General features: G+C 56.8%; 18 protein-coding genes and 1 tRNA gene. 16 read left to right on the forward strand and 3 right to left on the reverse strand.

The genetic code is table 11. From position 1 onward, the window contains the following. The first annotated feature begins 25 nt into the window (after positions 1-25). Positions 26-652: a response regulator FixJ gene (fixJ, locus tag HP15_RS05250; protein ID WP_008170525.1), complete on the forward strand. Its 627-nt coding sequence runs from the start codon at positions 26-28 to the stop codon at positions 650-652. Positions 653-697: 45 nt separating this feature from the next. Continuing rightward, entirely contained in the window at positions 698-2,275 is a 1,578-nt protein-coding gene (locus tag HP15_RS05255) for an ATP-binding response regulator (RefSeq protein ID WP_014576527.1), read from the forward strand. Here HP15_RS05255 and HP15_RS22560 read toward each other — a convergent pair. Continuing rightward, the gene (locus HP15_RS22560) at positions 2,272-2,598 is read right to left on the reverse strand and encodes a MaoC/PaaZ C-terminal domain-containing protein (RefSeq protein WP_227499703.1); all 327 of its coding nucleotides are present in this window, start codon (positions 2,596-2,598) and stop codon (positions 2,272-2,274) included. The two genes, HP15_RS05255 and HP15_RS22560, sit on opposite strands and share 4 nt — an antisense overlap. Continuing rightward, entirely contained in the window at positions 2,526-3,146 is a 621-nt protein-coding gene (locus HP15_RS05260) for a hypothetical protein (RefSeq protein ID WP_227499704.1), read from the reverse strand. The genes HP15_RS22560 and HP15_RS05260 overlap by 73 nt, the downstream gene beginning before the upstream one ends. A gap of 285 nt (positions 3,147-3,431) precedes the next feature. Between HP15_RS05260 and HP15_RS05265 the strand changes: the two genes are divergently transcribed. Beyond that, positions 3,432-4,463 carry an AraC family transcriptional regulator gene (locus tag HP15_RS05265; RefSeq protein WP_008170520.1) on the forward strand — a complete coding sequence of 344 codons (1,032 nt, stop codon included), beginning with the start codon at positions 3,432-3,434 and terminating at the stop codon, positions 4,461-4,463. A 138-nt stretch (positions 4,464-4,601) separates the two neighbouring features. Beyond that, a tRNA-Asp gene (locus HP15_RS05270) sits at positions 4,602-4,678 on the forward strand. A 251-nt stretch (positions 4,679-4,929) separates the two neighbouring features. Here HP15_RS05270 and HP15_RS05275 read toward each other — a convergent pair. Continuing rightward, the gene (locus HP15_RS05275) at positions 4,930-5,979 is read right to left on the reverse strand and encodes an AraC family transcriptional regulator (RefSeq protein ID WP_014576530.1); all 1,050 of its coding nucleotides are present in this window, start codon (positions 5,977-5,979) and stop codon (positions 4,930-4,932) included. 154 nt (positions 5,980-6,133) lie between these two features. Here HP15_RS05275 and HP15_RS05280 point away from each other — a divergent pair, with 154 nt between their 5' ends. The 12 genes from HP15_RS05280 (at position 6,134) to HP15_RS05335 (ending at position 23,012) form a co-directional block, all read left to right on the forward strand. Then, positions 6,134-8,203, forward strand: coding sequence for an NADPH-dependent 2,4-dienoyl-CoA reductase (locus tag HP15_RS05280; protein WP_014576531.1), 2,070 nt, complete (start codon positions 6,134-6,136; stop codon positions 8,201-8,203). A gap of 267 nt (positions 8,204-8,470) precedes the next feature. Next, positions 8,471-9,655, forward strand: a complete 1,185-nt coding sequence (locus HP15_RS05285) for a hypothetical protein (RefSeq protein WP_227499705.1) — start codon at positions 8,471-8,473, stop codon at positions 9,653-9,655. Positions 9,656-9,766: 111 nt separating this feature from the next. After that, positions 9,767-10,651, forward strand: coding sequence for an NAD(+) kinase (locus HP15_RS05290; RefSeq protein WP_008170512.1), 885 nt, complete (start codon positions 9,767-9,769; stop codon positions 10,649-10,651). Between the two features lie 2 nt (positions 10,652-10,653). Further along, positions 10,654-11,667, forward strand: coding sequence for a metallophosphoesterase (locus tag HP15_RS05295; protein WP_008170510.1), 1,014 nt, complete (start codon positions 10,654-10,656; stop codon positions 11,665-11,667). A gap of 43 nt (positions 11,668-11,710) precedes the next feature. Further along, on the forward strand, positions 11,711-12,574 hold the full coding sequence (locus HP15_RS05300) for a rhomboid family intramembrane serine protease (protein WP_041645099.1): 864 nt from the start codon (positions 11,711-11,713) through the stop codon (positions 12,572-12,574). A 165-nt stretch (positions 12,575-12,739) separates the two neighbouring features. Further along, positions 12,740-13,030, forward strand: a complete 291-nt coding sequence (locus HP15_RS05305; RefSeq protein ID WP_008170505.1) for a YeaC family protein — start codon at positions 12,740-12,742, stop codon at positions 13,028-13,030. Continuing rightward, a complete protein-coding gene (locus HP15_RS05310; protein ID WP_008170503.1) occupies positions 13,027-13,866 on the forward strand; it encodes a DUF2797 domain-containing protein in 840 nt (279 codons plus the stop codon). Before HP15_RS05305 ends, HP15_RS05310 begins: the two co-directional genes overlap by 4 nt. 82 nt (positions 13,867-13,948) lie before the next feature. After that, positions 13,949-16,591: an aminopeptidase N gene (gene pepN, locus HP15_RS05315; RefSeq protein WP_014576535.1), complete on the forward strand. Its 2,643-nt coding sequence runs from the start codon at positions 13,949-13,951 to the stop codon at positions 16,589-16,591. Between the two features lie 136 nt (positions 16,592-16,727). Further along, positions 16,728-18,116: a DUF1329 domain-containing protein gene (locus tag HP15_RS05320; protein ID WP_014576536.1), complete on the forward strand. Its 1,389-nt coding sequence runs from the start codon at positions 16,728-16,730 to the stop codon at positions 18,114-18,116. Positions 18,117-18,264: 148 nt separating this feature from the next. Then, on the forward strand, positions 18,265-19,413 hold the full coding sequence (locus HP15_RS05325; protein ID WP_227499706.1) for a WD40/YVTN/BNR-like repeat-containing protein: 1,149 nt from the start codon (positions 18,265-18,267) through the stop codon (positions 19,411-19,413). A gap of 46 nt (positions 19,414-19,459) precedes the next feature. After that, on the forward strand, positions 19,460-21,844 hold the full coding sequence (locus HP15_RS05330) for an efflux RND transporter permease subunit (protein WP_014576538.1): 2,385 nt from the start codon (positions 19,460-19,462) through the stop codon (positions 21,842-21,844). Positions 21,845-22,028: 184 nt separating this feature from the next. Then, positions 22,029-23,012, forward strand: a complete 984-nt coding sequence (locus HP15_RS05335) for a TAXI family TRAP transporter solute-binding subunit (protein WP_008170494.1) — start codon at positions 22,029-22,031, stop codon at positions 23,010-23,012. Positions 23,013-23,073: the final 61 nt, after the last annotated feature.

Raw genomic sequence — 23,073 nt, forward strand, 5'->3', positions numbered from 1 at the left:
AAAACGGACAGGAGAGAACACACCCATGACTGATATCCAGCAAACCGTGTACGTTGTTGAGGACGATGAAGCAGTCCGCGATTCCCTGGAGCTGCTGCTGAAATCCGACGGCAAGCCGGTAAAGACCTATGAGAGTGCAACCGCTTTCCTGAAGGACTACTCCGACAAGATGGCAGGCTGCATTGTGCTGGATATTCGCATGCCGGGCATGGACGGTATGGAGCTCCAGAAAAAGCTCAATGAAAAACACTCTATATTGCCGATTATCTTTGTGACGGGTCACGGTGACGTCCCCATGGCCGTCGACGCCATGAAAGAGGGCGCTGTGGACTTCATCCAGAAGCCCTACCGTGAGGAGGCACTGCTGGAGAAAATTGAGGCAGCCCTCAAACAGGATCTTGAGCAGCGCAAGTCTCTGGACGAGAAGCAGGAGATCATTCGCCGCATCAAGAGCCTGACCCCCCGGGAACACGAGATCATGGACCGTATGATTGCCGGTCAGGCCAACAAGGTGATTGCCATTGAGCTGGAAATCAGCCAGCGCACGGTCGAGATCCACCGTTCCCGCGTTATGCACAAGATGGGAACCCATTCCCTGGCACATCTCGTTCGTATGGTCCTGTCCGTAAAGGACCTTATCGACGCAGGGTGATCCCGGCGGCATCATACGGTTACTTTTCTAACCGGCCCGACATTTATGACTGAAGCTGTCAGCGAGAACTCGGAGGTGACGGTTCTGCTCGTGGATGACAATCCGCAGAACCTCAAAGTCCTCTATGAGACCCTGAAGGATAAAGGTTACCGGCTACTGATTGCCAACGAGGGCGAAAAGGCCCTCGACCTTGCCCACCGCCATCAGCCCGAAGTGATTCTCCTCGATATCATGATGCCGGAGATGGACGGTTATGAAGTCTGCGAGCGCCTCAAGGCCGCCCCGCAGACGGCCGACTGTGCCGTCGTCTTTCTGTCTGCGCTGGACGACCTGCAGGCAAAGGTGAAGGGCTTTTCACTCGGCGGTGCCGACTACATCTCCAAGCCGTTCCAGTCCCAGGAAGTGATCGCTCGCGTGAAAACCCACGCCAGCGTTATTCGTCTTGAAAGAGAGTTGCAGGCCCGCAACCGGGAGCTGCAAAGTGACCAGGCCCGGATTCTGAACTCCATCAGCGAAGGCATCTACGGCCTCGATGAGAACGGCATTATTGAATTTGCCAATCCGGCGGCGGCATCAATTGTTGGCTGCCCGGTGGAAGAGTTGATAGGTCGTGATTTCTTCGAAACCCACTTCGCGACTGCCGGTGACAATCCGGACGGACTGCCGGTGAAGGCGACCTGTCAGCAGGGTGTGGCCGAGAACCAGCGGGATATCCGAATGCTGAGGGCCGACGGAACCGGCTTTCCGGCGGAGTACCGCTCAACCCCGAAACTGGACTCTGACGAGCTCCACGGTGCCGTTGTTGTATTCCGGGATATCACCGCCGAACTGAACAATGAAAAGGCGCTGGAGGATGCCCGGCAACTGGTTCAGGAACAGCGCGACCAGCTTGCCCATACCTCGCGCCTGACCACCATGGGTGAAATGGCCGCCGGCGTTGCCCATGAGGTGAACCAGCCGCTGACCGCCATCACCAATTATGCCCGGGTCGCCAAGCGGATGATGGCAAAGGAAAGCCCTGACATGGGGCTGCTCCAGGAGACCCTCGACAAGATCGAGGCACAGTCCCATCGCGCCAGCGAAATCATCCGACGCATTCGTCGATTCATGAAAAAACCGGCGACGGGCAAGGAAGTACTGTCGGTGCCTGCGTTGCTGGAAGACACCCGGCAGTTTGCCGAGGTGGATATGCGTAATAACAAGGGCGCTATTGAGCTGTCCGTGCCTGAGGACATGCCTGAGGTTCTGGCCGATCCGGTTCAGGTACAGCAGGTCGCCCTGAATCTGATTCGCAACGCTCTGGAAGCGACCAGCAGTATTGATTCCAGCGCGCCGGTAGAAGTGAGTGCCAGTGCGCAGGGTGGCACCTGTGTTCGAATCCAGGTGCGGGATCACGGCATCGGCCTCTCGGAAGATGCCGAAGAGAAACTGTTCCTGCCGTTCTTCACGACCAAGGATGAAGGGATGGGTATTGGCCTTTCAACCTGCCGTTCCCTCATCCAGGCGCAGGGTGGCGACATCGGTTTCGAGCGGCCGGAAGGCGGTGGTGCCTGTTTCTATTTCACGTTGCCCGTTGCCGGCGCCCAGGGTTCCCCCTGCGCACCGGATGGCAAGCCTGCCTAAAGCCAGTCGACGCTCCCGGTCAGATGGGGCGCGTCGCCTTTGGCATTCAGCACCTGGTAGTCCCACCCCGTTTCTCCGGTTTTCCAGTTCAGCTGGGCTGTACCGGGCAGAAACAGCGGTTTCTTGAACTGGCAGCTGATGCTGAGGGCACTGGCTTGCCAGCCTTCCTGTTGTTCCAGTAGCGCCAGTGCGTGGGCTTTGGTCCACATACCGTGGGCGATTGCCCGTGGAAAGCCGAACGCTTTGGCGCTCAGGGCATGCATGTGGATCGGGTTGCTGTCGCCGGATACCCGGGCGTATTGCCGGCCAATCGATTCGGGCACCTTGAAATTTTCGGTGTTCGGATAACGTTCCAGCTCTGGCGGTGTTTTTTGCCGGACGACTTGCTCTCGCCATCCGGTTGTCGGAACAACGTCGTGCTCGCTTCTTCCCAGACCAGTTTGCCAGCCGAGCGAGCCTCGGTGATGAGATCAAACTCCACGCCCCGGTCACTTTTTACGGTATTCCCCAGTCGTACAGATAAATCCAGGTTCTCCCCGGTGCCGATCGGCCGGTGCTGGGTAATGGTGTTTCGCAGGTGCACCAGGCCCAGCAGCGGCAGGGGAAAGGCCTTCTCGGTGAGCAGTTTCAGGTGCAGTGGAAAAGCCAGCACATGGGGCCAGGTAACGGGCAGATGACTAACTGCCGCGAAGCCACAGACCTGCTGGTAGCGCTTGAGGTTCTTGCCGGCAGTACTGACGCCAAGCAGGCTGGCAGACAACTTCGGGATGCTGACGTCACCGCCGGTTTGCTTTTGTTTCGGCAGCAGTGTTCTGCCATACATGGGCAATAAGGCGGGTGGTGTCGTGTGGTAAACGAGGGTCTCTGGCATGGATGTTCTCCTTTATAGCCTCGACCGGAAATGCCGGCGCTGCCTGAGTAAAAGCGTAGTAGCAGAGGATATGCTTTTTTTTACATTTTGGTACAACTCGGCGTTCGTGGCCTGATATGCTCTAATATAAGACGATTGTCTAACAGGGTGCCTTTTCTGGGCCCTCTGGATCTGACAAACCTCTGGAGTGTGGCAAACCCTGCCAGATCAGGCATTGACCTGGCGAGCCCCGGCGACTGTCCGGCCGGCCAAAGTAGAAGTCAACAAATAAGAAAACGGGATCTTATGCAGGAACTTCGTGACGCGGGAGTGATGTTGCGCCTGATTTATGAGGCGATGAAAAAGAAGGGAATCGATACCAATGCGATTTTCAGCCGTCTGGGTGTGGATGAAAATTACGTTTATACCGAACAGCTTCGAACTCCCCACAGTGCACAGATGTACTTCTGGCAGGCTGTTGAGGATGTTTCCGGCGATCCGGATGTTGGCCTGCATCTGGGACAGTTGCTGCCAGCGTATAAGGGGCAGGTGCTGGAATACCTCTTTCTGAGCAGCCCAACCTTCGGCGAGGGCCTGCGTCGGGCCCAGAACTATCAGCGTCTGCTGAGTGATGCTGCCAACACCGATTTCTTCATTGAGGGCGACGATGCCTGCATGGTTCTGGATGCAGCGTCTGATGATGTACGTCGTTTACGGCATTTCAATGAATGTTTCGTGCTGGGACTGATTACCTTTTTCCGCTCCATCACCGATGGCAACTTTTACCCGTCACGCATCGAGTTCGAGCATGAGCGTGCCGAGGGCCAGGATCATGTTCGCGAGGTGCTGGGGTGCGACGTCACCTTCGGTGCGCCGGAAAACCGGCTGTATTTCCCGGCCAAGCTGCTTTCCCATGCTTCGCCGCATGCCGAGCCGGAGCTGCTGGATCTGCACGAGCGGTTTGCCAGCGAACAGGTTGCCCGGTTGGAGAAGAAAGACATCGTTGGTCAGGTGGAGCGGATTGTCGCAGAGCTCCTCGATAGTGGAGAGGTCACCCTCGATGCCGTGGCCGAGCGGCTCGGCATCAAGCCGAGGACCCTGCGTACCCGGTTGACAGAGGCCGAGACCAGTTTCAATCAGGTGCTCGCGGACTTTCGCTATCGCCTGGCCCGCCAGTTGCTGGCAACCACCGATGAATCTATTGATGAGATTGTCTATCTGACCGGCTTTTCGGAGCCCAGCACTTTTTATCGCGCATTCAAGCGCTGGTCCGGAATGACACCTATCGAATACCGCAAAACCGCCCAGGGCAAGGACGCCATGGTCGATGCCATGTAACAGAACGCTTTTTCTGAAAATATTTAAGAAAAAGCGTTGACATAACAGGGCGCCTCTTTATAATGCGCCCTCGTTGTCACGGAGCAATCACACCCTTGATTGCCAAGCCTTTTCGAGGCGAGCTGTGATGACCCGCACGGAGCGGTAGTTCAGTTGGTTAGAATACCGGCCTGTCACGCCGGGGGTCGCGGGTTCGAGTCCCGTCCGCTCCGCCATTTTTTCCCCTCGTTTTACCTTTCACGTTAATCCGACTTCTCCAGTTGCATTACATTCAACGCCAAGCTTCATTGTCATCGTTCTGTCATTGAGAACTTCTAGGCTATTTCTGAAAATTCAGGAATCAGGAAGGCTGTGATGCGGGATTACGAAGAAGAGTTGATTGAAAACCAGTTCGAAGAATATGAAGACGATGATGGCTGGGACGACGCCATGGAGTTATAGGCAAGGGATGAAACCATCACCGATGTCACCCATGCCTGATCTGCTTTCGGTGCTCCCCGGGGCTCAGGTTGAACCAGCGCCGGTAGGCCTTGTGGAAGGCCGCAGGATTGGCAAAACCCAGAAGCCAGGCAATCTCCGCCAGTGATGTCTCTGTCTCCCGAATATAATCCCGCGCCAACTGTTTTCGCGTTTCATCCACCAGTTCCCTGAATCCGGTTCCCTCGGCGGCCAGTTGTCTCTGGAGCGTCCATGGCGCAATCCCCAGTTTAACTGCAATGGTTTCCAGGCTGGGTGTCTCGCCCCGAAACAGGGGTGTGAGAAGGTTTTTTACGCGGTCGCCTGTGGTCCACCCCCGTCGTATCTGCTGCAGTTCCCGTTCGCAGAGATCCGAAAGCTTTTCATGCATGGCGGGCTGAGCCTGCTGGCTGGCGCTTTCCCAAATGTCCTGACGAACGGTAAGGCTGTTGTTCGAAGCTCCAAATTGCACGGGGCAGCGGAACCAGCTCTCGAACAAATCATCCTGGCCGATTGATCGGTATTCGATAGTGACCTTCTCCAGAACGTCATAACGGCCCGTAACGGTCCTGAGAAACTGGGTCCACGCGGCAAGAACAGAATCCACCACGAAGTAGTTGAAGCCGTTATAGGGACGAATCGAGTAGAACTTTGCTTGCCGGGTTTCCGGTTGGACCGTTGGAACGCCACGGCTATTGCGGCTGGTTAGCAGAGCGTATCGAATCAGCGTGGCGAGTGCCGCGCCAGCGGTGCCGGCGGTTTCTCCGGCCAGCCCTGCAATACCTGCGTCGACAGGGCGTGATAGCGCACCCATCCTCAGCCCGAGAGCCGGGTTGCCGGTCTCGTTGATCGCGGCATGCCCCAGACGCATAAACCGCGGGATGCTGATGCGCGCTTCCGGTGATGTCAGGGTCTGATGGTTAAGCTGGAAACGGGATGCCAGTTCTGCGCTGCTGGCGCCTTCGGCTTCGGCGGCCCGCAAAAGAGCCGACACATAGAGAACACTGATGTCCCCGAGTGAGTTTCGGTTTTTTGACGGGCTGGAGAGGTGGGCGTTCATTGAAGCCTTTGTCTGACATGTTATGCAAGGATAATAAAATGTTATCCCTGGATATTGTCGATGGCAAGATGCGCGGGTAGTTTAAGGCTCAACAATGAACGGAGCCCTGTCATTTACAGGCGTTCCGCCCGAGATCACGATGAGGAGAGCAAACATGACCGCGAGCACGACGCCAGGCGTTGCCAAGTACCCGAACCTGCTTGAGCCACTGGACCTTGGTTTTACCAAACTGCGTAACCGCACCCTGATGGGCTCCATGCACACCGGCCTGGAAGAGGCCAAAAATGGCTTCGAACGCCTTGCGGCATTCTATGCAGAGCGTGCCAGAGGCGGTGCCGGCCTAATCGTGACTGGCGGTATTGCTCCGAATGTGGAGGGGGGCGTTTTCCAGCACGCCGCCAAGATGACCACCGAAGAGGAAGTCGAGAAGCACAGGGTCATTACCGATGCGGTGCATGGAGCTGATGGCAAGATCTGCATGCAGATCCTCCACGCTGGCCGCTACGCCTATTCTCCGGAGCTGGTGGCACCCTCTGCCATTCAGGCGCCAATCAATCCGTTCAAGCCCCGGGAGCTGGATGAAGACGGCATCGAGAAGCAGATTCAGGACTATGCGGAGTGCGCCGCACTGGCACAAAGCGCCGGTTATGACGGCGTTGAAGTGATGGGGTCAGAGGGTTACTTCATTAACCAGTTCATTGTGTCTCACACCAACCATCGGACTGACCGTTGGGGTGGCAGTTACGAAAACCGCATTCGTCTGCCCATCGAAATCGTTCGCCGGGTTCGTGAACGAGTGGGCGAGAATTTTATCCTGATTTACCGCCTGTCCATGCTGGATCTGATTGAAGACGGCAGTACCTGGGAAGAGGTGGTGCATCTGGCCAAGGAAATCGAGAAGGCGGGTGCAACCATCATCAATACGGGTATTGGCTGGCATGAGGCCCGCGTACCTACCATTGCCACCTCAGTTCCCCGGGGCGCATTTACCAAGGTGACCGCGCGCTTGAAAGGTGAAGTGAGCATTCCTCTGGTCACCACCAACCGGATTAACATGCCGGACGTGGCCGAGAAGATTCTGGCCGAGGGCGATGCCGATATGGTGTCCATGGCCCGGCCGTTCCTCGCAGACGCCGATCTGGTTCTGAAAGCGGCGGAAGATCGCGCGGAGGAGATCAACACTTGCATCGGCTGTAATCAGGCCTGCCTTGATCACACCTTCAGTGGCAAGCTGACGTCCTGCCTGGTCAATCCCCGCGCCTGTCATGAAACCGAGCTGACCTACGTGAAGACCGCGAAGCCCAAATCGATCGCGGTGGTTGGTGCCGGCCCGGCAGGACTGGCTTTTGCTTCCGTGGCGGCAGAGCGTGGCCATAAGGTGACACTGTTTGACGCCGGCAGTGAGATTGGTGGCCAGTTCAACGTTGCCAAGCTGATTCCGGGCAAGGAAGAGTTTTACGAGACGTTGCGTTACTTCCGGGTGATGCTCGAGAAGCATCAGGTCGATGTACGCCTGAACACCCGGGTAAGCGCTGACGACCTGAAAGCCGGTGGCTTTGACGAAGTGATTCTGGCCACGGGCGTAAAGCCGCGTACGCCGGAAATCGAGGGTATCGATCATCCCAAAGTGATCGGTTATCTGGACGCGCTGCTGGAGCGCAAGCCGGTTGGCCAGAAAGTGGCCGTGATCGGCGCCGGCGGTATCGGTTTCGATGTCTCCGAGTTTATCGTCCACAAGGGCACGTCAGCTGCTTTGGATACCGATCACTTCATGCGTGAGTGGGGTGTGGATCTCAGTGTCGAGCATCGTGGTGGCATCCAGGGCGTTGAGCCCCGGGTACCGGAGCCGGCCCGGGAAGTCTACCTGCTTCAGCGCAAGGCCTCGAAAGTGGGCAAGAACCTGGGCAAGACCACCGGCTGGATTCACCGGACTTCCCTGAAAAACCGTCAGGTTCAGATGGTGCCCGGTGTGACCTATCGTAAAATCGATGATGAGGGGCTGCATATAACGGTCACGCCGAAAGGTGCAGAGCAGGGCGAAGATCGTGTGCTGCCCGTGGATACCATTATCGTCTGCGCGGGCCAGGAGCCGCTGCGCGAACTGCAAAGCGAGCTTGAGGCAGCGGGCCTGCCAGTTCACCTGATTGGTGGCTCGGATGTGGCGGCTGAACTCGATGCCAAGCGAGCGATCAACCAGGGCAGTCGCCTGGCAGCAGAGCTTTAAGCGCAAACGCGATCACAAATCGTTGCACTTTTTCCCTGTGCAGAAACGATTGTCTGGCTAGACTAATAGCTTTGAGTCTGTCAGCTTGCGTCTTCGCCCCGGCTCCGGGAGGCTGGGGTTGAAGAGGCCGGCACCACGATCGGATGGAACATCTCTCAGTGTTCTGTCGTGTGGTGTCGAGTCGTTGAACTTTGGAGAACGTGCAATGGTGTCTGCCGACCAGGCAACCGATGGTTATTCGGCGGTATTTTTGTGGAAGGAAGCCAGGTGGCTCGCGAAATGCGGGCCACGGAATTCGGCGCTTTCCTGGATGGCTACGTTGGCCTGTCCGATCTTGCCGAAACCGATGTCAGGGCTGTTCTGGTTGAGTTGAGTCCCGATCTTCGTGTTCAGGCACTCGTGTTCTTCCGAATCTGGTTTGATGAGGAGGGCAGGGCAGACAGTCACTGGAACCTGCCGATTGAAGAGCTCGCCAGGCAGGGCGCCAAGGGGCCGGACATGGGCGGTGGTCCGATCCGGCTGGTTTGCCGAAGCCAATGCCCCGATCCCAAGTTCAAGGAGGATCTTTGGGACCCGGACATGACCCCGGGTAATAATCATTTCCAGGCCATTCGCAAGGCAGTAGAGGCCAATAGCCTTAAATTCCGCAAAGTTGAGCCGGTACAGGAAGAGAATATTCCGGTTCTGAGTGAGCAGGCAGAAGATTCTTCGGAGCGCGAAGAGGCCGCAGCTGCTGCCGACCGTTCCCGCCTGGCGCAGTTGATTCGTGAGCAACGCCTGCGGATCAAGACCCTCCAGAGTGTTCACCGCGACGCGCTTTCGGATATCCAGCGAGAGCACCGGCTGGAGGTCCAGGGTTTACGCAGTGATATTGCGGATCTCGAGCAGAAATACGAACGCCAGCGCCTCAGTAATGAGCAGCTCAAGAAGCGACTTTCCGAAAGAAACGAGCAGTACCTCGCCATGCAGGAGCAGATGGCCGCGGTAGGTGAGGAGAAACAGCGGGAGGATTCAAACGCGGGTGCCGAGCTCCTGCTCCTCAGGGAGCAGCTGGAGCGGCGTCAGCGTGAACTCGAGCTGAGAGACGAGAAGATTGTCGCTCTCGAGGAAGAGAACCACGAGCTGAGAAACCGCGAACCTCCGGAAGACTCCATCATGGACCACCTGCAGCGCCAGACGGTGTTCCTGGTGGCCTACCAGCCAGGCGTCGGTCACGTAACGCTGCCCTTCAAGGACATTGAGACCTACTTCAGCAACCCCACCGCCTACGCCGCGGAACGCTGCGGCATGAATGAGCCCGCCTATCGTGAATGGCTGGATCACTATGAAAATCCTGTGTGCACCCACAAGGGCAACGATGGCAAACCCTGTGGTGAGCCGATCCTTCGGGTAAGCCAGCCCTCGGAATTCCGCCCGGGCGTTGACGATCGGTGTGAGAAACACCAGGCCTGAGGTTCGAACTTTTTCAGTATCGGGGTGACTTTCGTTAAACTGTACGCCAGATTGTCACCGGGGTAACGGTTTCGTTGGTCCCCGCCGCATCCCGACATCACAGGAAACTTCATGGATCAGTTCAGGAACATTGGTGTAATTGGCCGAATGGGCAGTGTGAAAGTGGTTGAATCACTGCGCCAGCTCAAACAGTACCTGATCACCAACAATTACCACGTCATTCTTGAAGAAGACACAGCCAGCATGCTGCCAGGGCATGGCCTGCAGGTGGCCAGCAAAAAGCTTCTGGGCGAAATCTGTGATCTGGTCATCGTGGTTGGCGGGGATGGCAGCCTTCTGGGCGCCGCCCGGGAGTTGGCCAAGTCCAAGATTCCCCTGCTTGGGGTGAACCGTGGGCGGTTGGGCTTCCTGACTGACATTTCGCCGTCCGATCTTGAGGAACGCCTGGGCAAGGTTCTGGAAGGCGAGTACATGGAGGAGACGCGGTTCCTGCTGGATGGCAATGTTGAGCGCAACGGCCAGCCCCTGGGGTTTGGTACGGCCCTGAACGATGTCGTACTGCATCCCGGTAAATCCACCCGGATGATTGGCTTTGACCTCTTCATCGACGGCCATTTCGTCTACAGCCAGCGTTCGGATGGCCTGATTGTCTCTACGCCGACAGGGTCTACCGCCTATTCGCTGTCTGCCGGTGGTCCGATTATGCACCCGAAGCTGGACGCCATTGTTCTGGTGCCCATGTTTCCCCACACTCTCAGTAGCCGGCCGATCGTTGTCGATGGCAAGAGTGAGATCAAACTGGTGATCGGGGAGACCAATGAAACCTATCCGCAAATCAGCTTTGACGGCCAGATGAACATTGCCTGCGCGCCGGGCGATATCATTCGCATTACCAAAAAGCCGTTCAAGATCCGGTTGATTCACCCCACAGACCATAATTTCTACGCCACCTGCCGTGACAAGCTTGGCTGGGCTAGTGAAATATCAGCGAGTTGATCATGGCTGCTACAAAACCGACCGCAAACCGCGGTTACGACATCATTGGCGACATTCACGGCTGTGCCAATACCCTGGCCAGATTGCTGGACCAGATGGGCTATCGGAAGATCAACGGGGTCTACCAGCACCCCCGTCGTCAGGCGATCTTCATCGGCGATATCATTGATCGTGGCCCACGCATCCGTGAAGCCCTGCACCTTGTGCGCGATATGGTGGAACATGGTTCGGCCCGAATTGTCATGGGCAACCATGAGTACAATGCCCTGGGGTACTGTACGCGGGCGCGCCCGGGCAGCGGCAAAACCTTCCTGCGCGAGCACAACGCGCGTCACGACCGCCTGATCCGCGAGACTCTCGAGCAGTTCGAAGCGCACCCCTACGAGTGGAATGAGTTTCTCGAGTGGTTCTACACCATACCGCTGTTCATCGACGACGAGGATTTCCGCGTTGTGCACGCGTGTTGGGATGGCGACCTGATCGAGAAATTCAAGCAGTCGCAGGGTGGTGCTTGCATTGATGAGGATTTCCTGCACGCTTCTGCCGCCATCGAGTCTTTTGCCGGGCAGGTCATGGATACTCTTTTGAGGGGGACGGATCTGCGGCTCCCCCGGGGAATGACCATCACTGGCCGGGATGGCTATGTGCGCGAGTTTTTCAGAACCAAGTTCTGGGCCGACGATCCCCATACCTATGCCGATGTTGTCTTCCAGCCGGACCCGTTGCCACCGGAAGTGGCAAGCCGCGTATTGACGGAAAGCGAGCGAAAGCAGCTGATCAGTTATCCTCTCGATGCGCCCCCGGTTTTTGTCGGGCATTACTGGATGGAAGGAGAGCCGGCGCCGCTCAAATCCAATGTCGCGTGCATCGACTACAGTGCCGTGAAGTACGGGCGGTTGGTCGCTTACCGAATGGATGGTGAGCGGGCACTTTCCCGGGACAAATTTGTCTGGGTTGATGTGGAAAGACCGGAGCAAGCGGATTATCCCAATAGCGAGGACAGTCTTGCACGCTAGACCGAGCGTTGTGGCTGAATCATTTCCGGAGGCGGAGTAAGCGGTGTACCGAGTCAAGCAATTGGATACCACGGTAAACCTGGCGGGCTTCAGCCGTTGGCTGAACGGCCAGGGTGTGACCCACCGCATCACGGAAGAGGGCGGGTTCCAGGTGCTCTGGCTGGAAGATCCCGCCCATGCGGAACCCGTGCTCTCGGCCCTTGACCGTTTTATGGCGGAACCGGAAATCAGGGAAGCGGTGGACCGTCAGAACCGCTCGCCAGTGTTTGTTGGTGGCCGCTGGCAACCTTCTCCGCGTCATGCGCCGCTAGTGCTGGGGATTATCGTGTTTGCCGTAGCCATGGTCTGGCTCACGGCCATGGGGCAGAATGAGCTGGCGGCCAGCCTGATGGTGATCGACCCCCGGGATTACGACTGGAGCACCATGGCCGGCCGCATTGAAGCGCTGACAGCGACGCTGGCAAGCGGCCAGGTCTGGCGGCTGCTGACGCCGGATTTTCTGCACTTCAGCTGGACCCACATCATTTTCAATTCGGTCATGCTCTGGTTTCTGGGTAGCCAGATCGAGTGGTTTGATGGTCGCGCCCGGCTAGTCACGCTGTTTGTGATGACTAGCCTGATTTCCAACGGCCTGCAGTATTTTGTCTCGGGCCCGCTGTTCGGTGGGCTCTCGGGAGTGGTTTATGGGATTCTGGGCTATTGCTGGCTCAGCCAGCGATCGGCACCGAGGTTTCAGTTTCCACCTGCGTTGGTAACCTTTGCCGTTGCGTGGATGGTCATCGGGTTTACCCCGCTGCCGGAAATGATCGGGCTCGGGCGTATGGCCAACGAGGCGCACCTGGGCGGGTTTGTTGCCGGCCTGGCCCTTGCGGTGGTTTTGCCCGTAAAAGGCAGAAGGGGCGCATAAAAAAGCCCCGCCAGAGGCGGGGCGTTAAAAGAGCTTTTAGCTCCTGATGAGAGAGACCAAATGATACGACCGTCGTCATTTGGTGAAGTAATGATAATCATTATCGTTTGATGCTGTCAAACGGTTCCGCCATATTTTTAATGAACGTTTTTTCAGGAGAGCGGGATGACTTACGAAGAACTGATCGAGCGACTGGATCCCAATGTCTACCGGAGCCTCCGGCAGTCAATTGAACTCGGCAAATGGCCTGATGGCCGAAAACTGACGCCCGAACAGCGTGAAATCAGCCTGGAAGCGGTGATCTACTACGAGAACCTTCACAACATTCCTGAAGAAGAGCGCACTGGCTACCTGGATCGGGGCAGCAAAGCCGGTACCGCCTGCGATCCTTCGGTGCAGCGCAAGCAGGATAAAGACGATATGGACCCCAGCCAGTTTGTCGAGGTCAAGTCTTGAGCGAACTGATTGATGTCACCGGCCGGCTCCGGAAAATGCCGGCGGAGGCCGGAAACCCGGTGGCCTACTCCATTGCCGTTGGCGATACCCGCATTCCTCTGAATGATCTGATCGGCAGGCCTTTGCGCCTGGATTTTGATGGCGTGATTCGCTGTATTCATTGCGACAGGAAAACCAACAAAAGCTTTAATCAGGGCTTTTGTTACCCCTGTTTCCGCAAGCTTGCCGCTTGTGACAGCTGCATCATGAGTCCGGAGAAGTGCCACTATCATCTTGGTACCTGCCGTGAGCCCGAGTGGGGTGAAACCCATTGCATGGTGGAGCATGTGGTGTACCTTGCGAACTCGTCGGGTCTCAAGGTTGGTATTACCCGGGCGTCCCAGGTGCCAACACGGTGGATTGACCAGGGGGCTGTTGACGCTATCCCGATGGTGCGCGTTGCAACGCGATACCTCGCAGGCCTTGTGGAAGTTGCCTGTAAGGCTCACGTCGCCGATCGGACCAACTGGCGGGCCATGCTCAAGGGCGATGTCCCGGAACTCGATCTGGTGGATGAGCGGCAGCGGATGCTTGGGCTGATATCCGACGACCTTGAGTCGCTCAGGCAGGCCCACGGTCAGGACTCCATTCGGGAAGTTGACGAGCAGGGGCTTGGCCTGAGCTATCCTGTCCAGGTCTGGCCAGCCAAGATCAAAACCCATAACCTCGACAAATCGCCGGAAGTCGAGGGCGTACTTGAGGGCATCAAGGGGCAGTACCTTATTCTGGATACCGGTGTGATCAATATTCGGAAGTTCACCGGTTATGAAGTCCGCTTCCGGGTCATGGAAGGCTGATAGCGCCTTTCCCGGCAAATCTTGTCATGCCTGTGGGTACTGTATGCCAGTGCCCGCCGGCCGCGAATTCTGGAGAAAACCCATGCGTACCAGCCAGCCACAAACCATTTATCTGAGCGATTACAAGGTACCTGCCTATCTGGTCGACACTGTAGACCTGCGATTTGAGCTTTTTGAGGATGGAGCGCGGGTGCACAGCACCCTCGAACTCCGCCGGAACCCAGAATCGGATGAGACGGCGGCGCCTCTGGAGCTCGATGGTGACAGCCTGACTCTCGAATCCGTCGCTCTGAACGGCGCTGCGCTGGCCGCGGGTGATTATGAAGATCGGGGCGATCAATTGGTGGTTCGCTCGGTGCCGGAACAGTTCACTTTGACGGTCGTCACCTGGATCGAGCCGCAGAACAATACCCGTCTGGAAGGGCTTTACAAGTCCTCGGGCATGTTCTGCACCCAGTGCGAGGCTGAAGGGTTCCGCTGCATCACATTCTTCCCGGACCGCCCGGACGTGATGGCGCGTTTCCGCACTCGCATAGAAGCCAACAAGGACGCCTATCCGGTTCTCCTCTCCAATGGTAATGACGTTGAAAAAGGCGAGCTGGAAAACGGCCGTCATTTTGTTACCTGGGAAGATCCGTTCCCCAAGCCCTGTTACCTCTTCGCCCTGGTGGCCGGAGATCTGGTTGAGAAACGGGACACATTTTCCACGTGCTCTGGCCGCGACATCGATCTGCGCATGTATGTGGAGCCCCGCAACGCCGAGAAATGCGATCACGCCATGGACTCGCTGAAGCGTTCCATGCGCTGGGATGAGGAAGTCTATGGTCGTGAATACGACCTCGATATTTTCATGATTGTGGCGGTAGACGACTTCAACATGGGCGCCATGGAGAACAAGGGGCTCAACATCTTCAACTCGTCCTGTGTTCTGGCCAGCCAGGAAACCGCTACGGACTTGGCGTTCCAGCGCATTGAGGCCATCGTCGCCCACGAATATTTCCACAACTGGTCAGGTAACCGGGTCACCTGCCGCGACTGGTTCCAGCTCAGCCTGAAAGAGGGCTTTACCGTTTTCCGGGATTCCCAGTTCTCGGCAGACATGGGTTCGCCGACTGTGAAGCGGATTGAGGATGTCACGCTGCTGCGTACCGCCCAGTTTGCTGAAGACGGAGGCCCGATGTCGCATCCGGTGCGGCCGGCTTCCTACATGGAAATCTCCAACTTCTACACCCTGACCATTTATGAGAAAGGTGCAGAGGTCGTACGCATGATCCATACCCTGCTGGGTCCGGACATGTTCCGCAAGGGCAGTGACCTGTATTTCGAGCGCCACGATGGCCAGGCCGTCACAACCGATGATTTTGTAAAAGCCATGGAGGATGCCTCCGGTCGGGATCTGAGTCAGTTCCGCCTGTGGTACGAACAGGCCGGCACGCCGGTGTTGGCCATTTCGGACGATTTTGACGCGGAGACAGGCGTGTACCGCCTGACCATTGAGCAAAGCATTCCGGATACCCCGGGCCAGACCAACAAAAAGCCCCAGCACATCCCGTTTGCGCTGGGTCTGCTTGGGCAGGATGGCCAGCCCCTGCCGTTGCAGCTTGAATCCGGAGATTCGGGTGCGCCGACGGAGCGGGTGCTTGAGCTGACCGAAGCCGTCCACACGTTCGAATTCCATGGCGTCGAATCCAGACCCGTGCCATCACTTTTGCGGCACTTCTCCGCGCCGGTTCGGGTTCGCTACAACTGGAGCCGAGAACAGCTGCTCTTCCTGATGAGCCATGATCCGGACGGGTTCAATCGTTGGGATGCGGGTCAGAGACTGGCGGTCGATGTTATTCAATCGCTGGTTAATGCGCCCGATGATGCCGAGATTGACCCGAGACTGGTTGAGGCCTATCGCAAGCTGATTTCCGACGCCGATCTTGACCAGGCACTGGTTGCGAAAATGCTGCAGCTGCCATCTGAAGCCTACCTGATTGAACTGACAGACAAGGCCGATGTGCCGGCTATCCATCGTGCTCGCGAGGCCGTGCTGCGGCATCTGGCGGGTGCCCTGAAAGGCGAGTTGCTGGGCTGTTACCAACGGCATCAGGGCAGTGGCCCTTACGAGGTGACACCGGAAGCTATTGCCCGCCGTAGCCTGCGCAACACCGCGCTGGCCTGGCTGCTGATGATTGATGATGAGGAAGGTCGGAGTCTGGCTGTCAGTCAGTTGAACGCCGCTGACAATATGACCGATCGCATGGGTGCCTTGCGAGCACTGGTCAATTCAGGCTTTGAGTCTGATCGCCAGGAGGCGCTGGACGACTTTTACAATCGGTTCCAGGACGACCCCCAGGTTGTTGAGCAATGGTTCTCCGTCCAGGCGGCGAGTGATCAGGCCGGGCAGCTCTCCGATATCCACAAGCTTCTGGAGCATCCGGCGTTCGACTGGAAAAACCCCAACAAGATCCGGTCTGTGGTTGGCGCGTTTGCGGGCCAGAATCTGGCAGCTTTCCATAATCCGGACGGATCCGGTTACCAGTTCCTTGCCGACCAGGTGTGCCGCCTGGACGACAGCAATCCGCAGATTGCCGCGCGTCTGGTAACGCCACTGACCCGTTGGAGAAAGTTTGCACCCTCGTACAGCGACCGCATGAAATCGGCCCTGGAGCGTATCCGGGACAAAGCCGGATTGTCCCGGGATGTCTACGAGGTAGTGCACAAGAGCCTTGCCGATTGAAGTCAGATACAAAATCGCACTTTCGGTCGATAGACTTTAGTCTGGGATCGGTTAATCTGGAATAAGGTCTGTAATTCCATCAGACGACAATAAAAAAGCCTCCAAAGAGGCTTCCAGACGCACTTAAGGTTTCACAATGATGTATAACAAAAATGCGATTCTCGGCGGCCTCTTGGCTCTCTCCGTGGCATCAGCGCCTGCGTGGGCGGCTGTTTCAGCAAGTGAAGCGGCCCGTCTGGGTCAGGAGTTGACACCCTTTGGTTCGCCCAAGGCCGGCAACAGCGCCGGAACCATTCCGGCCTGGACCGGAGGCTTGACAGAGCCGCCTCCCGGCTATGAGGGAAGCGGCCAGCACCACATCAATCCTTTTCCGGATGATGAAGTCCTGTTTACCATCACGCCTGCCAACATGGATCAGTACGGGGAGTACCTCACTGATGGTGTGAAGGCGTTGCTGGAAACCTACCCGACAACGTTCCGGGTGCCCGTTTATCAGTCCCGTCGTACCCATGCGGTTCCCGATTGGGTGGCTGAGAATACTCGCGAAAACGCTGTGAACGCAGAAATTGTTGGGCAGGGCGAAGGCCTGGATGGCGCGTTTGGCGGCTACCCGTTCCCGATTCTGCATGGCAATGACGAGCAGAAAGCCTGGCAGGCGGTGTGGAATCATCTGACACGCTGGCGCGGTGTGTCTGTAACCCGGCGCTCCAGTGAGGTGGCGGTCCAGACCAACGGTGACTATTCGCTGGTTACCTCCCAGCAGGAAGCCTTCTTCAATTACTACAACCCGGAAGGCGGTGAAGAAGATCTGGATAACGTAATCTTCTACTACCTGTCGTTTACCCAATCACCACCCCGTCTGGCCGGTGGTGCCATCCTGATCCACGAAACCCTGAACCAGATCATCAATCCGCGGAATGGCTGGGGTTATAACGCCGGGCAGCGTCGCGTTCGACGGGCGCCAAACCTTGGTTACGATTCGCCGATTGCAGCGGCAGACAACCTTCGTACTGCAGATGATACCGATATCTTCAACGGGGCTCTGGACCGTTACAACTGGAATTACGAGGGCAAGCGGGAGATCTACATCCCCTACAACAACTACCGGATTGGTGAAAAAGGTCTTCCTTACGAGGAAATCCTGGGTATCTCACACCTGAACCCGGACCTCACCCGCTGGGAGCTTCACCGCGTTCATGTGGTTGAAGCCACGCTGAAAGACGGGGAGCGCCATATCTACGGCAAACGTCGGTTCTATATTGACGAGGATAGCTGGAACACCGTTCTGCTGGATCAGTACGACGGTCGTGGCGAACTCTGGCGGGTAACCATGGGCCTGCCCAAAAATTATTATGAACTTCCGGGTGTGTGGACGGTTCTTGACGTCTATCATGACCTTCAGGCCCGTCGTTATCATGTGCTCGGTCTGGATACGGAAGAGCCGAATACCCGCGTGTTCACCGACGAGGTCCCGAACAAGCGTTACTTCTCGCCGGCCTCCCTGCGCCGCAGGAGTGTTCGCTAACGCGCTGTTGGCTGAGGGATGCGTCCCCCCGCCCACAGGAAGTGGCGACCCGACATACCGGCAATCGTAAGGTTGCCGGTATGTTCACAGTTATTCCCGGCTTTGCCGGTCAGAGACACAGTTCAATACAACATAATAGGCAATCTGAATGGCTAAAAGGTTGATGTGCAAGACTCTGGGCGCTGCCTGCCTTGGACTTTCCATGGTCTGGTCTGCCCCTGCAGCGTTTGCGCTTGCAGATATCATCGAAACCCCGGCCCGGCCGACGGATCTGGCCCCGGACAATCTTCTCACCGATGCGACCCGGGTTGGGGATCGCATTGTGGCTGTGGGAGAGCGCGGCCATATCATCTATTCGGACGATGAGGGGAAAAGCTGGGTTCAGGGTGAAGTTCCTGTTTCTGTGACCCTGACAGCGATCGATTTTGGCTCCGACACCCATGGCTGGGCAGTGGGCCACAGCGGCGTTGTTTTGCATACCAGTGATGCCGGGGCAACCTGGAGCCTTCAGATTGATGGTATCCGGGCCATGGAACTGGCCATCGAGAGCCGGGAAGAGCAGATTGCCGCCATGGAAGAGCGCATCGAAGAAGCGCCCGAAGAGGAAAAAGAAGATCTCGAGTGGGCGCTGGATGACCTTTACTTTGCCCTTGAGAACATTCAGGCGGATATGGATATTGGTCCGGTCAACCCGCTGCTGGATGTCTGGTTTGAAAACGAGAACCGCGGTTTTGTGGTTGGCGCCTACGGCATGTTCCTGCGCACGATGGACGGTGGTGAGACCTGGAAAGACTGGGCGCCAAGAATTAATAACCGGCAGAACTTTCACCTGAACGGCATCACCCGCATCACGGGTGGCGCCCTCGTTGTTGTCGGTGAGGCCGGCCAGATACATGTTTCCGTTGACGGTGGAGAGACGTTTGAGCGCCGCGAGGCACCCTATGAAGGCTCCCTGTTCGGTGTGATCGGTACAGGTCAGGTGAACGAGATTCTCGCGTTTGGCCTGCGGGGGAATATGCTGTTTTCCTCGGATCTCGGCAAGAGCTGGCGGATGGTTCCCAACTCAGCGGGTGCGACACTCAACGACGGCGTGGTTGCCGATGATGGTCGCATCACCCTGGTGGGTAACGGCGGTGCCGTCCTGATGAGTACCAATGGTGCCGAAACCTTCCGAGAGCATTTCCGTAGTGATCGGGAAGGCGTCATGAGTGCGGTGCCTATCTCAGGAACAGACCTGCTGATTGTCGGCGAAGGTGGCGTAAAGATTACAGACGCCCGTGGCAGAAACCTTCAATAACGCCCTGATGTGGCAACAACCGAACGAACAATAGAGGGGCTTTTGAATGTCCAACCCTAAGCATGACAAGGGCGAGCACTACCTGACGACGCCCAAGGCGGAACCCTTTCTCGAGAGGCTGATTTTCAACAATCGGGCAGTTATTCTCATTGCCTTCGCCATTTTGACGATGTTCCTCGGGTACAACGCCGTCAAGATTCAGCCCGATGCCAGTTTCGAGCGCATGATTCCGCTCGAGCACCCGTACATCGTAAATATGCTTGATCACCGGGACGATCTGGAGAATCTCGGTAACTTCGTTCGTATCGCCGTTGAGTCAAAAGAGGGCGATATTTTTACCCAGGAGTACATGGAAACCCTCAAGCAGATCACTGACGAGGTTTTCTATCTCAACGGTGTGGATCGCTCCGGCCTGAAATCTCTCTGGACGTCGAACGTCCGGTGGGTTGAGGTTACCGAGCAGGGTTTCCAGGGCGGTACTGTCATACCGGACGGCTATGACGGCTCCCGGGAAAGCCTAGAACAACTTCGTCAGAACGTTCTGCGTTCGAACGAAGTGGGGCGCCTGATCTCTGACAACTTTAATTCGACGATCGTTTACGCGCCGCTCTACGAAAAGAATCCCGAAACCGGTGAGGCTCTGGATTACGGTGATTTTTCCCGTCAGCTTGAGGAAAAAATCCGCGAGAAATACGAAGAGCAGAACCCGAACATCAAGATTCACATCGTCGGCTTCGCCAAGAAGGTGGGCGATCTGATCGAGGGCATTGGCTCCATCGCATGGTTTGCGGGGATCACCATTCTCCTGACCACGCTGTTGCTGTTCTGGTACTCCCGCTCCATTACCGGAACCCTGGTTCCCGTATTCACGTCGATCATCGCCGTGTTCCTGCAACTGGGCACGCTTCGGCTCCTGGGCTATGGCCTGGACCCTTACTCGGTTCTGGTGCCGTTCCTGGTGTTCGCCATCGGCATCAGTCACGGTGTGCAGATTGTAAATGCCATGGCTGTGGAAGCGGCCAAGGGCTTTGACGCAGTGACCGCAGCCCGTCTGGCGTTCCGGGCACTCTACATACCTGGCATGCTGGCTCTGATCTCTGACGCCTTCGGTTTCCTGACTCTGTTCTTTATAGAGATCGATGTAATCCGCGATCTGGCGGTGGCTGCGGGTATTGGTGTGGCGTTTGTTATCCTCACCAACCTCGTTCTGCATGTGCTGATCATGTCTTACATCGGGATTTCCAAAGGTGGCATCCGCCATGTCCAGAACCACGGTGAGAAGCAGGACCGGAAGTGGCGAGTGCTGTCCTACTTCTCCCATCCCGGTGTGGCACCGATCTCGTTGCTGATCGCTGTGATTGGCCTTGGGCTTGGTCTCTACTACAAGCAAAACCTCAAGATTGGTGACCTCGACCAGGGCGCACCTGAGTTGCGAGCGGATTCCCGTTACAACAAAGACAACGCCTACATCATCAACAACTACTCAACCAGTGCAGACGTATTGGTGGTGATGGTTAAAACGCCGGAAGAGCAGTGCACCCAGTACAACGTGCTGCGTGCCATGGATTCCCTGCAGTGGGAGCTTCAGAACACGCCGGGCGTGCAGTCATCTGTTTCTCTGGCCGATGTTTCCAAGATGGTCACCAAGGCATTGAACGAGGGTAACTGGAAGTGGTTCGAGATCTCCCGTAACCAGACGATCATCAATGCGTCCATTCGTGAGGCTCCTGCGGGGCTGATCAATACCGACTGCAGTCTGACGCCTGTCCTTGTCTTCCTCGAGGATCACAAGGCGGAAACGCTGGAGACCGTTGTTGATCGGGTGGAAGAGTTCGCCCAGAACAACAGCACTGAGGAACACAGGTTCCTTCTGGCGGCCGGTAACGCGGGTGTGGAGTCCGCGACCAACGAAGTAATCTCTGCTGCCAAGGACAAGATGCTGATCCTTGTCTACGGAGTGGTGAGTTTGCTGTGCTTCGTGACCTTCCGCTCGATCCGTGCGGTGCTGTGTATCGTGATACCTCTGGGGCTGACTTCGGTCCTGTGTGAGGCAATCATGGCGGTATCTGGCATCGGTATTAAAGTGGCCACCCTGCCGGTGATTGCCCTGGGGGTTGGTATCGGTGTCGACTACGGCATCTATATCTACAGCAAGCTGGAGAAATACCTGCTGGAAGGCAAGACCCTTCAGGACGCGTACTATGAAACCCTGCGCTCGACGGGCAAGGCCGTTATGTTTACTGGCGTGACCCTGGGTCTGGGCGTTGTGACCTGGATATTCTCTCCGATCAAGTTCCAGGCTGACATGGGCTTCCTCCTGTTCTTCATGTTCCTCTGGAATATGGTGGGGGCTATCTGGCTGTTGCCGGCTTTGGCCCGGTTCCTTCTGCGGCCGGATCAGATGCTTGCCAAGGCCCGAGCTGCGAAATAACATTCGTACCGACCTGCAAAAAAGCCCGCACTGCGGGCTTTTTTGTTGTCTGGTCAACCGGTTAGCGAGCTAATCCGTGCTTTATTTATGACGTGAAGTGGTCTATGTTTTACCGTGACCGTATGTCTTGCCCGCCCTACCGGCGGTCATCTAATTACAACGAGCAGAAAAAGGAAGAACTCACATGACACTGAAACTGAAAGCCTCCGCATTTGCTGTCGCTGCCGCAGTCAGCCTGGGTGCTGCTTCAACCTCTGTTTCCGCGCAGGAGCAGCGCTTCGTGACCATCGGCACCGGCGGTGTAACCGGTGTTTACTATCCGGCCGGCGGTGCGATCTGTCGTCTGGTGAACATGGACCGCAAAGAGCATGGAATCCGCTGTTCCGTTGAGAGTACCGGTGGTTCCGTATACAACCTGAATGCGATTCGCCAGGGCGAACTCGATCTGGCCGTAGCCCAGTCCGACTGGCAGTACCACGCGTACAACGGCACCAGCCAGTTCAAGGACGATGGCGCGAACAAGGACCTTCGGGCGGTGTTTTCCCTGCATCCGGAACCGTTCACCGTTGTTGCCAGCAAGGGCTCGGGCATCAAGACCTTTGAAGACCTGGAAGGCAAGCGGGTATCCGTTGGTAACCCGGGCTCTGGCCAGCGCGCCACCGCCGAGGTTTTGATGGATGAGATGGGCTGGACGCTGGACAAGTTCTCCCTGGCTGCCGAAATCAAGGCCGCGGAGCAGTCCCAGGCCCTGTGTGACGGTAACATTGATGCCTTCTTCTACACGGTTGGCCACCCCTCTGGTGCCATCAAGGAAGCGACCACTTCCTGTGACAGTGTCCTGGTCAACGTTGATAACGCTGCCACACAGAAGCTGATCGACGAGAACCCGTACTATCGTAAGGCAGTCATCCCTGGTGGTATGTATCGTGGCAGTGACGATGACGTTACCACCTTCGGCGTTGCGGCAACCTTCGTGTCATCCACTGATGTGCCCGATGACGTTGTCTACGCGGTTGTGAAGGCTGTTTTCGAGAACTTCGACAGCTTCAAGCGCCTGCATCCTGCGTTTGCCAACCTGAACAAGGAAGAGATGGTCTCTGATGCCCTGAGTGCGCCTCTGCACCCGGGTGCTGCCAAGTACTACAAGGAAGCTGGTCTGATCGACTGATCTGCCTGCACTCCGTCACAGCGGGCTCAAGCCCGCTGTGACGCCCTTTCAGAGATTGATT

Origin of the sequence: Marinobacter adhaerens HP15 (assembly GCF_000166295.1) — a bacterium.
In the GTDB taxonomy this organism is placed as follows: domain Bacteria; phylum Pseudomonadota; class Gammaproteobacteria; order Pseudomonadales; family Oleiphilaceae; genus Marinobacter; species Marinobacter adhaerens.

What these genes read in the sequence shown, in the direction of transcription:
- fixJ (WP_008170525.1), top strand. Translation starts at nt 26, where the DNA reads ATGACTGATATCCAGCAAACCGTGTACGTTGTTGAGGACGATGAAGCA.
- HP15_RS05255 (WP_014576527.1), top strand. Translation starts at nt 698, where the DNA reads ATGACTGAAGCTGTCAGCGAGAACTCGGAGGTGACGGTTCTGCTCGTG.
- HP15_RS05260 (WP_227499704.1), bottom strand. Translation starts at nt 3,146, where the DNA reads ATGCCAGAGACCCTCGTTTACCACACGACACCACCCGCCTTATTGCCC.
- HP15_RS05265 (WP_008170520.1), top strand. Translation starts at nt 3,432, where the DNA reads ATGCAGGAACTTCGTGACGCGGGAGTGATGTTGCGCCTGATTTATGAG.
- HP15_RS05275 (WP_014576530.1), bottom strand. Translation starts at nt 5,979, where the DNA reads ATGAACGCCCACCTCTCCAGCCCGTCAAAAAACCGAAACTCACTCGGG.
- HP15_RS05280 (WP_014576531.1), top strand. Translation starts at nt 6,134, where the DNA reads ATGACCGCGAGCACGACGCCAGGCGTTGCCAAGTACCCGAACCTGCTT.
- HP15_RS05290 (WP_008170512.1), top strand. Translation starts at nt 9,767, where the DNA reads ATGGATCAGTTCAGGAACATTGGTGTAATTGGCCGAATGGGCAGTGTG.
- HP15_RS05295 (WP_008170510.1), top strand. Translation starts at nt 10,654, where the DNA reads ATGGCTGCTACAAAACCGACCGCAAACCGCGGTTACGACATCATTGGC.
- HP15_RS05305 (WP_008170505.1), top strand. Translation starts at nt 12,740, where the DNA reads ATGACTTACGAAGAACTGATCGAGCGACTGGATCCCAATGTCTACCGG.
- pepN (WP_014576535.1), top strand. Translation starts at nt 13,949, where the DNA reads ATGCGTACCAGCCAGCCACAAACCATTTATCTGAGCGATTACAAGGTA.
- HP15_RS05320 (WP_014576536.1), top strand. Translation starts at nt 16,728, where the DNA reads ATGATGTATAACAAAAATGCGATTCTCGGCGGCCTCTTGGCTCTCTCC.
- HP15_RS05325 (WP_227499706.1), top strand. Translation starts at nt 18,265, where the DNA reads ATGGCTAAAAGGTTGATGTGCAAGACTCTGGGCGCTGCCTGCCTTGGA.
- HP15_RS05330 (WP_014576538.1), top strand. Translation starts at nt 19,460, where the DNA reads ATGTCCAACCCTAAGCATGACAAGGGCGAGCACTACCTGACGACGCCC.
- HP15_RS05335 (WP_008170494.1), top strand. Translation starts at nt 22,029, where the DNA reads ATGACACTGAAACTGAAAGCCTCCGCATTTGCTGTCGCTGCCGCAGTC.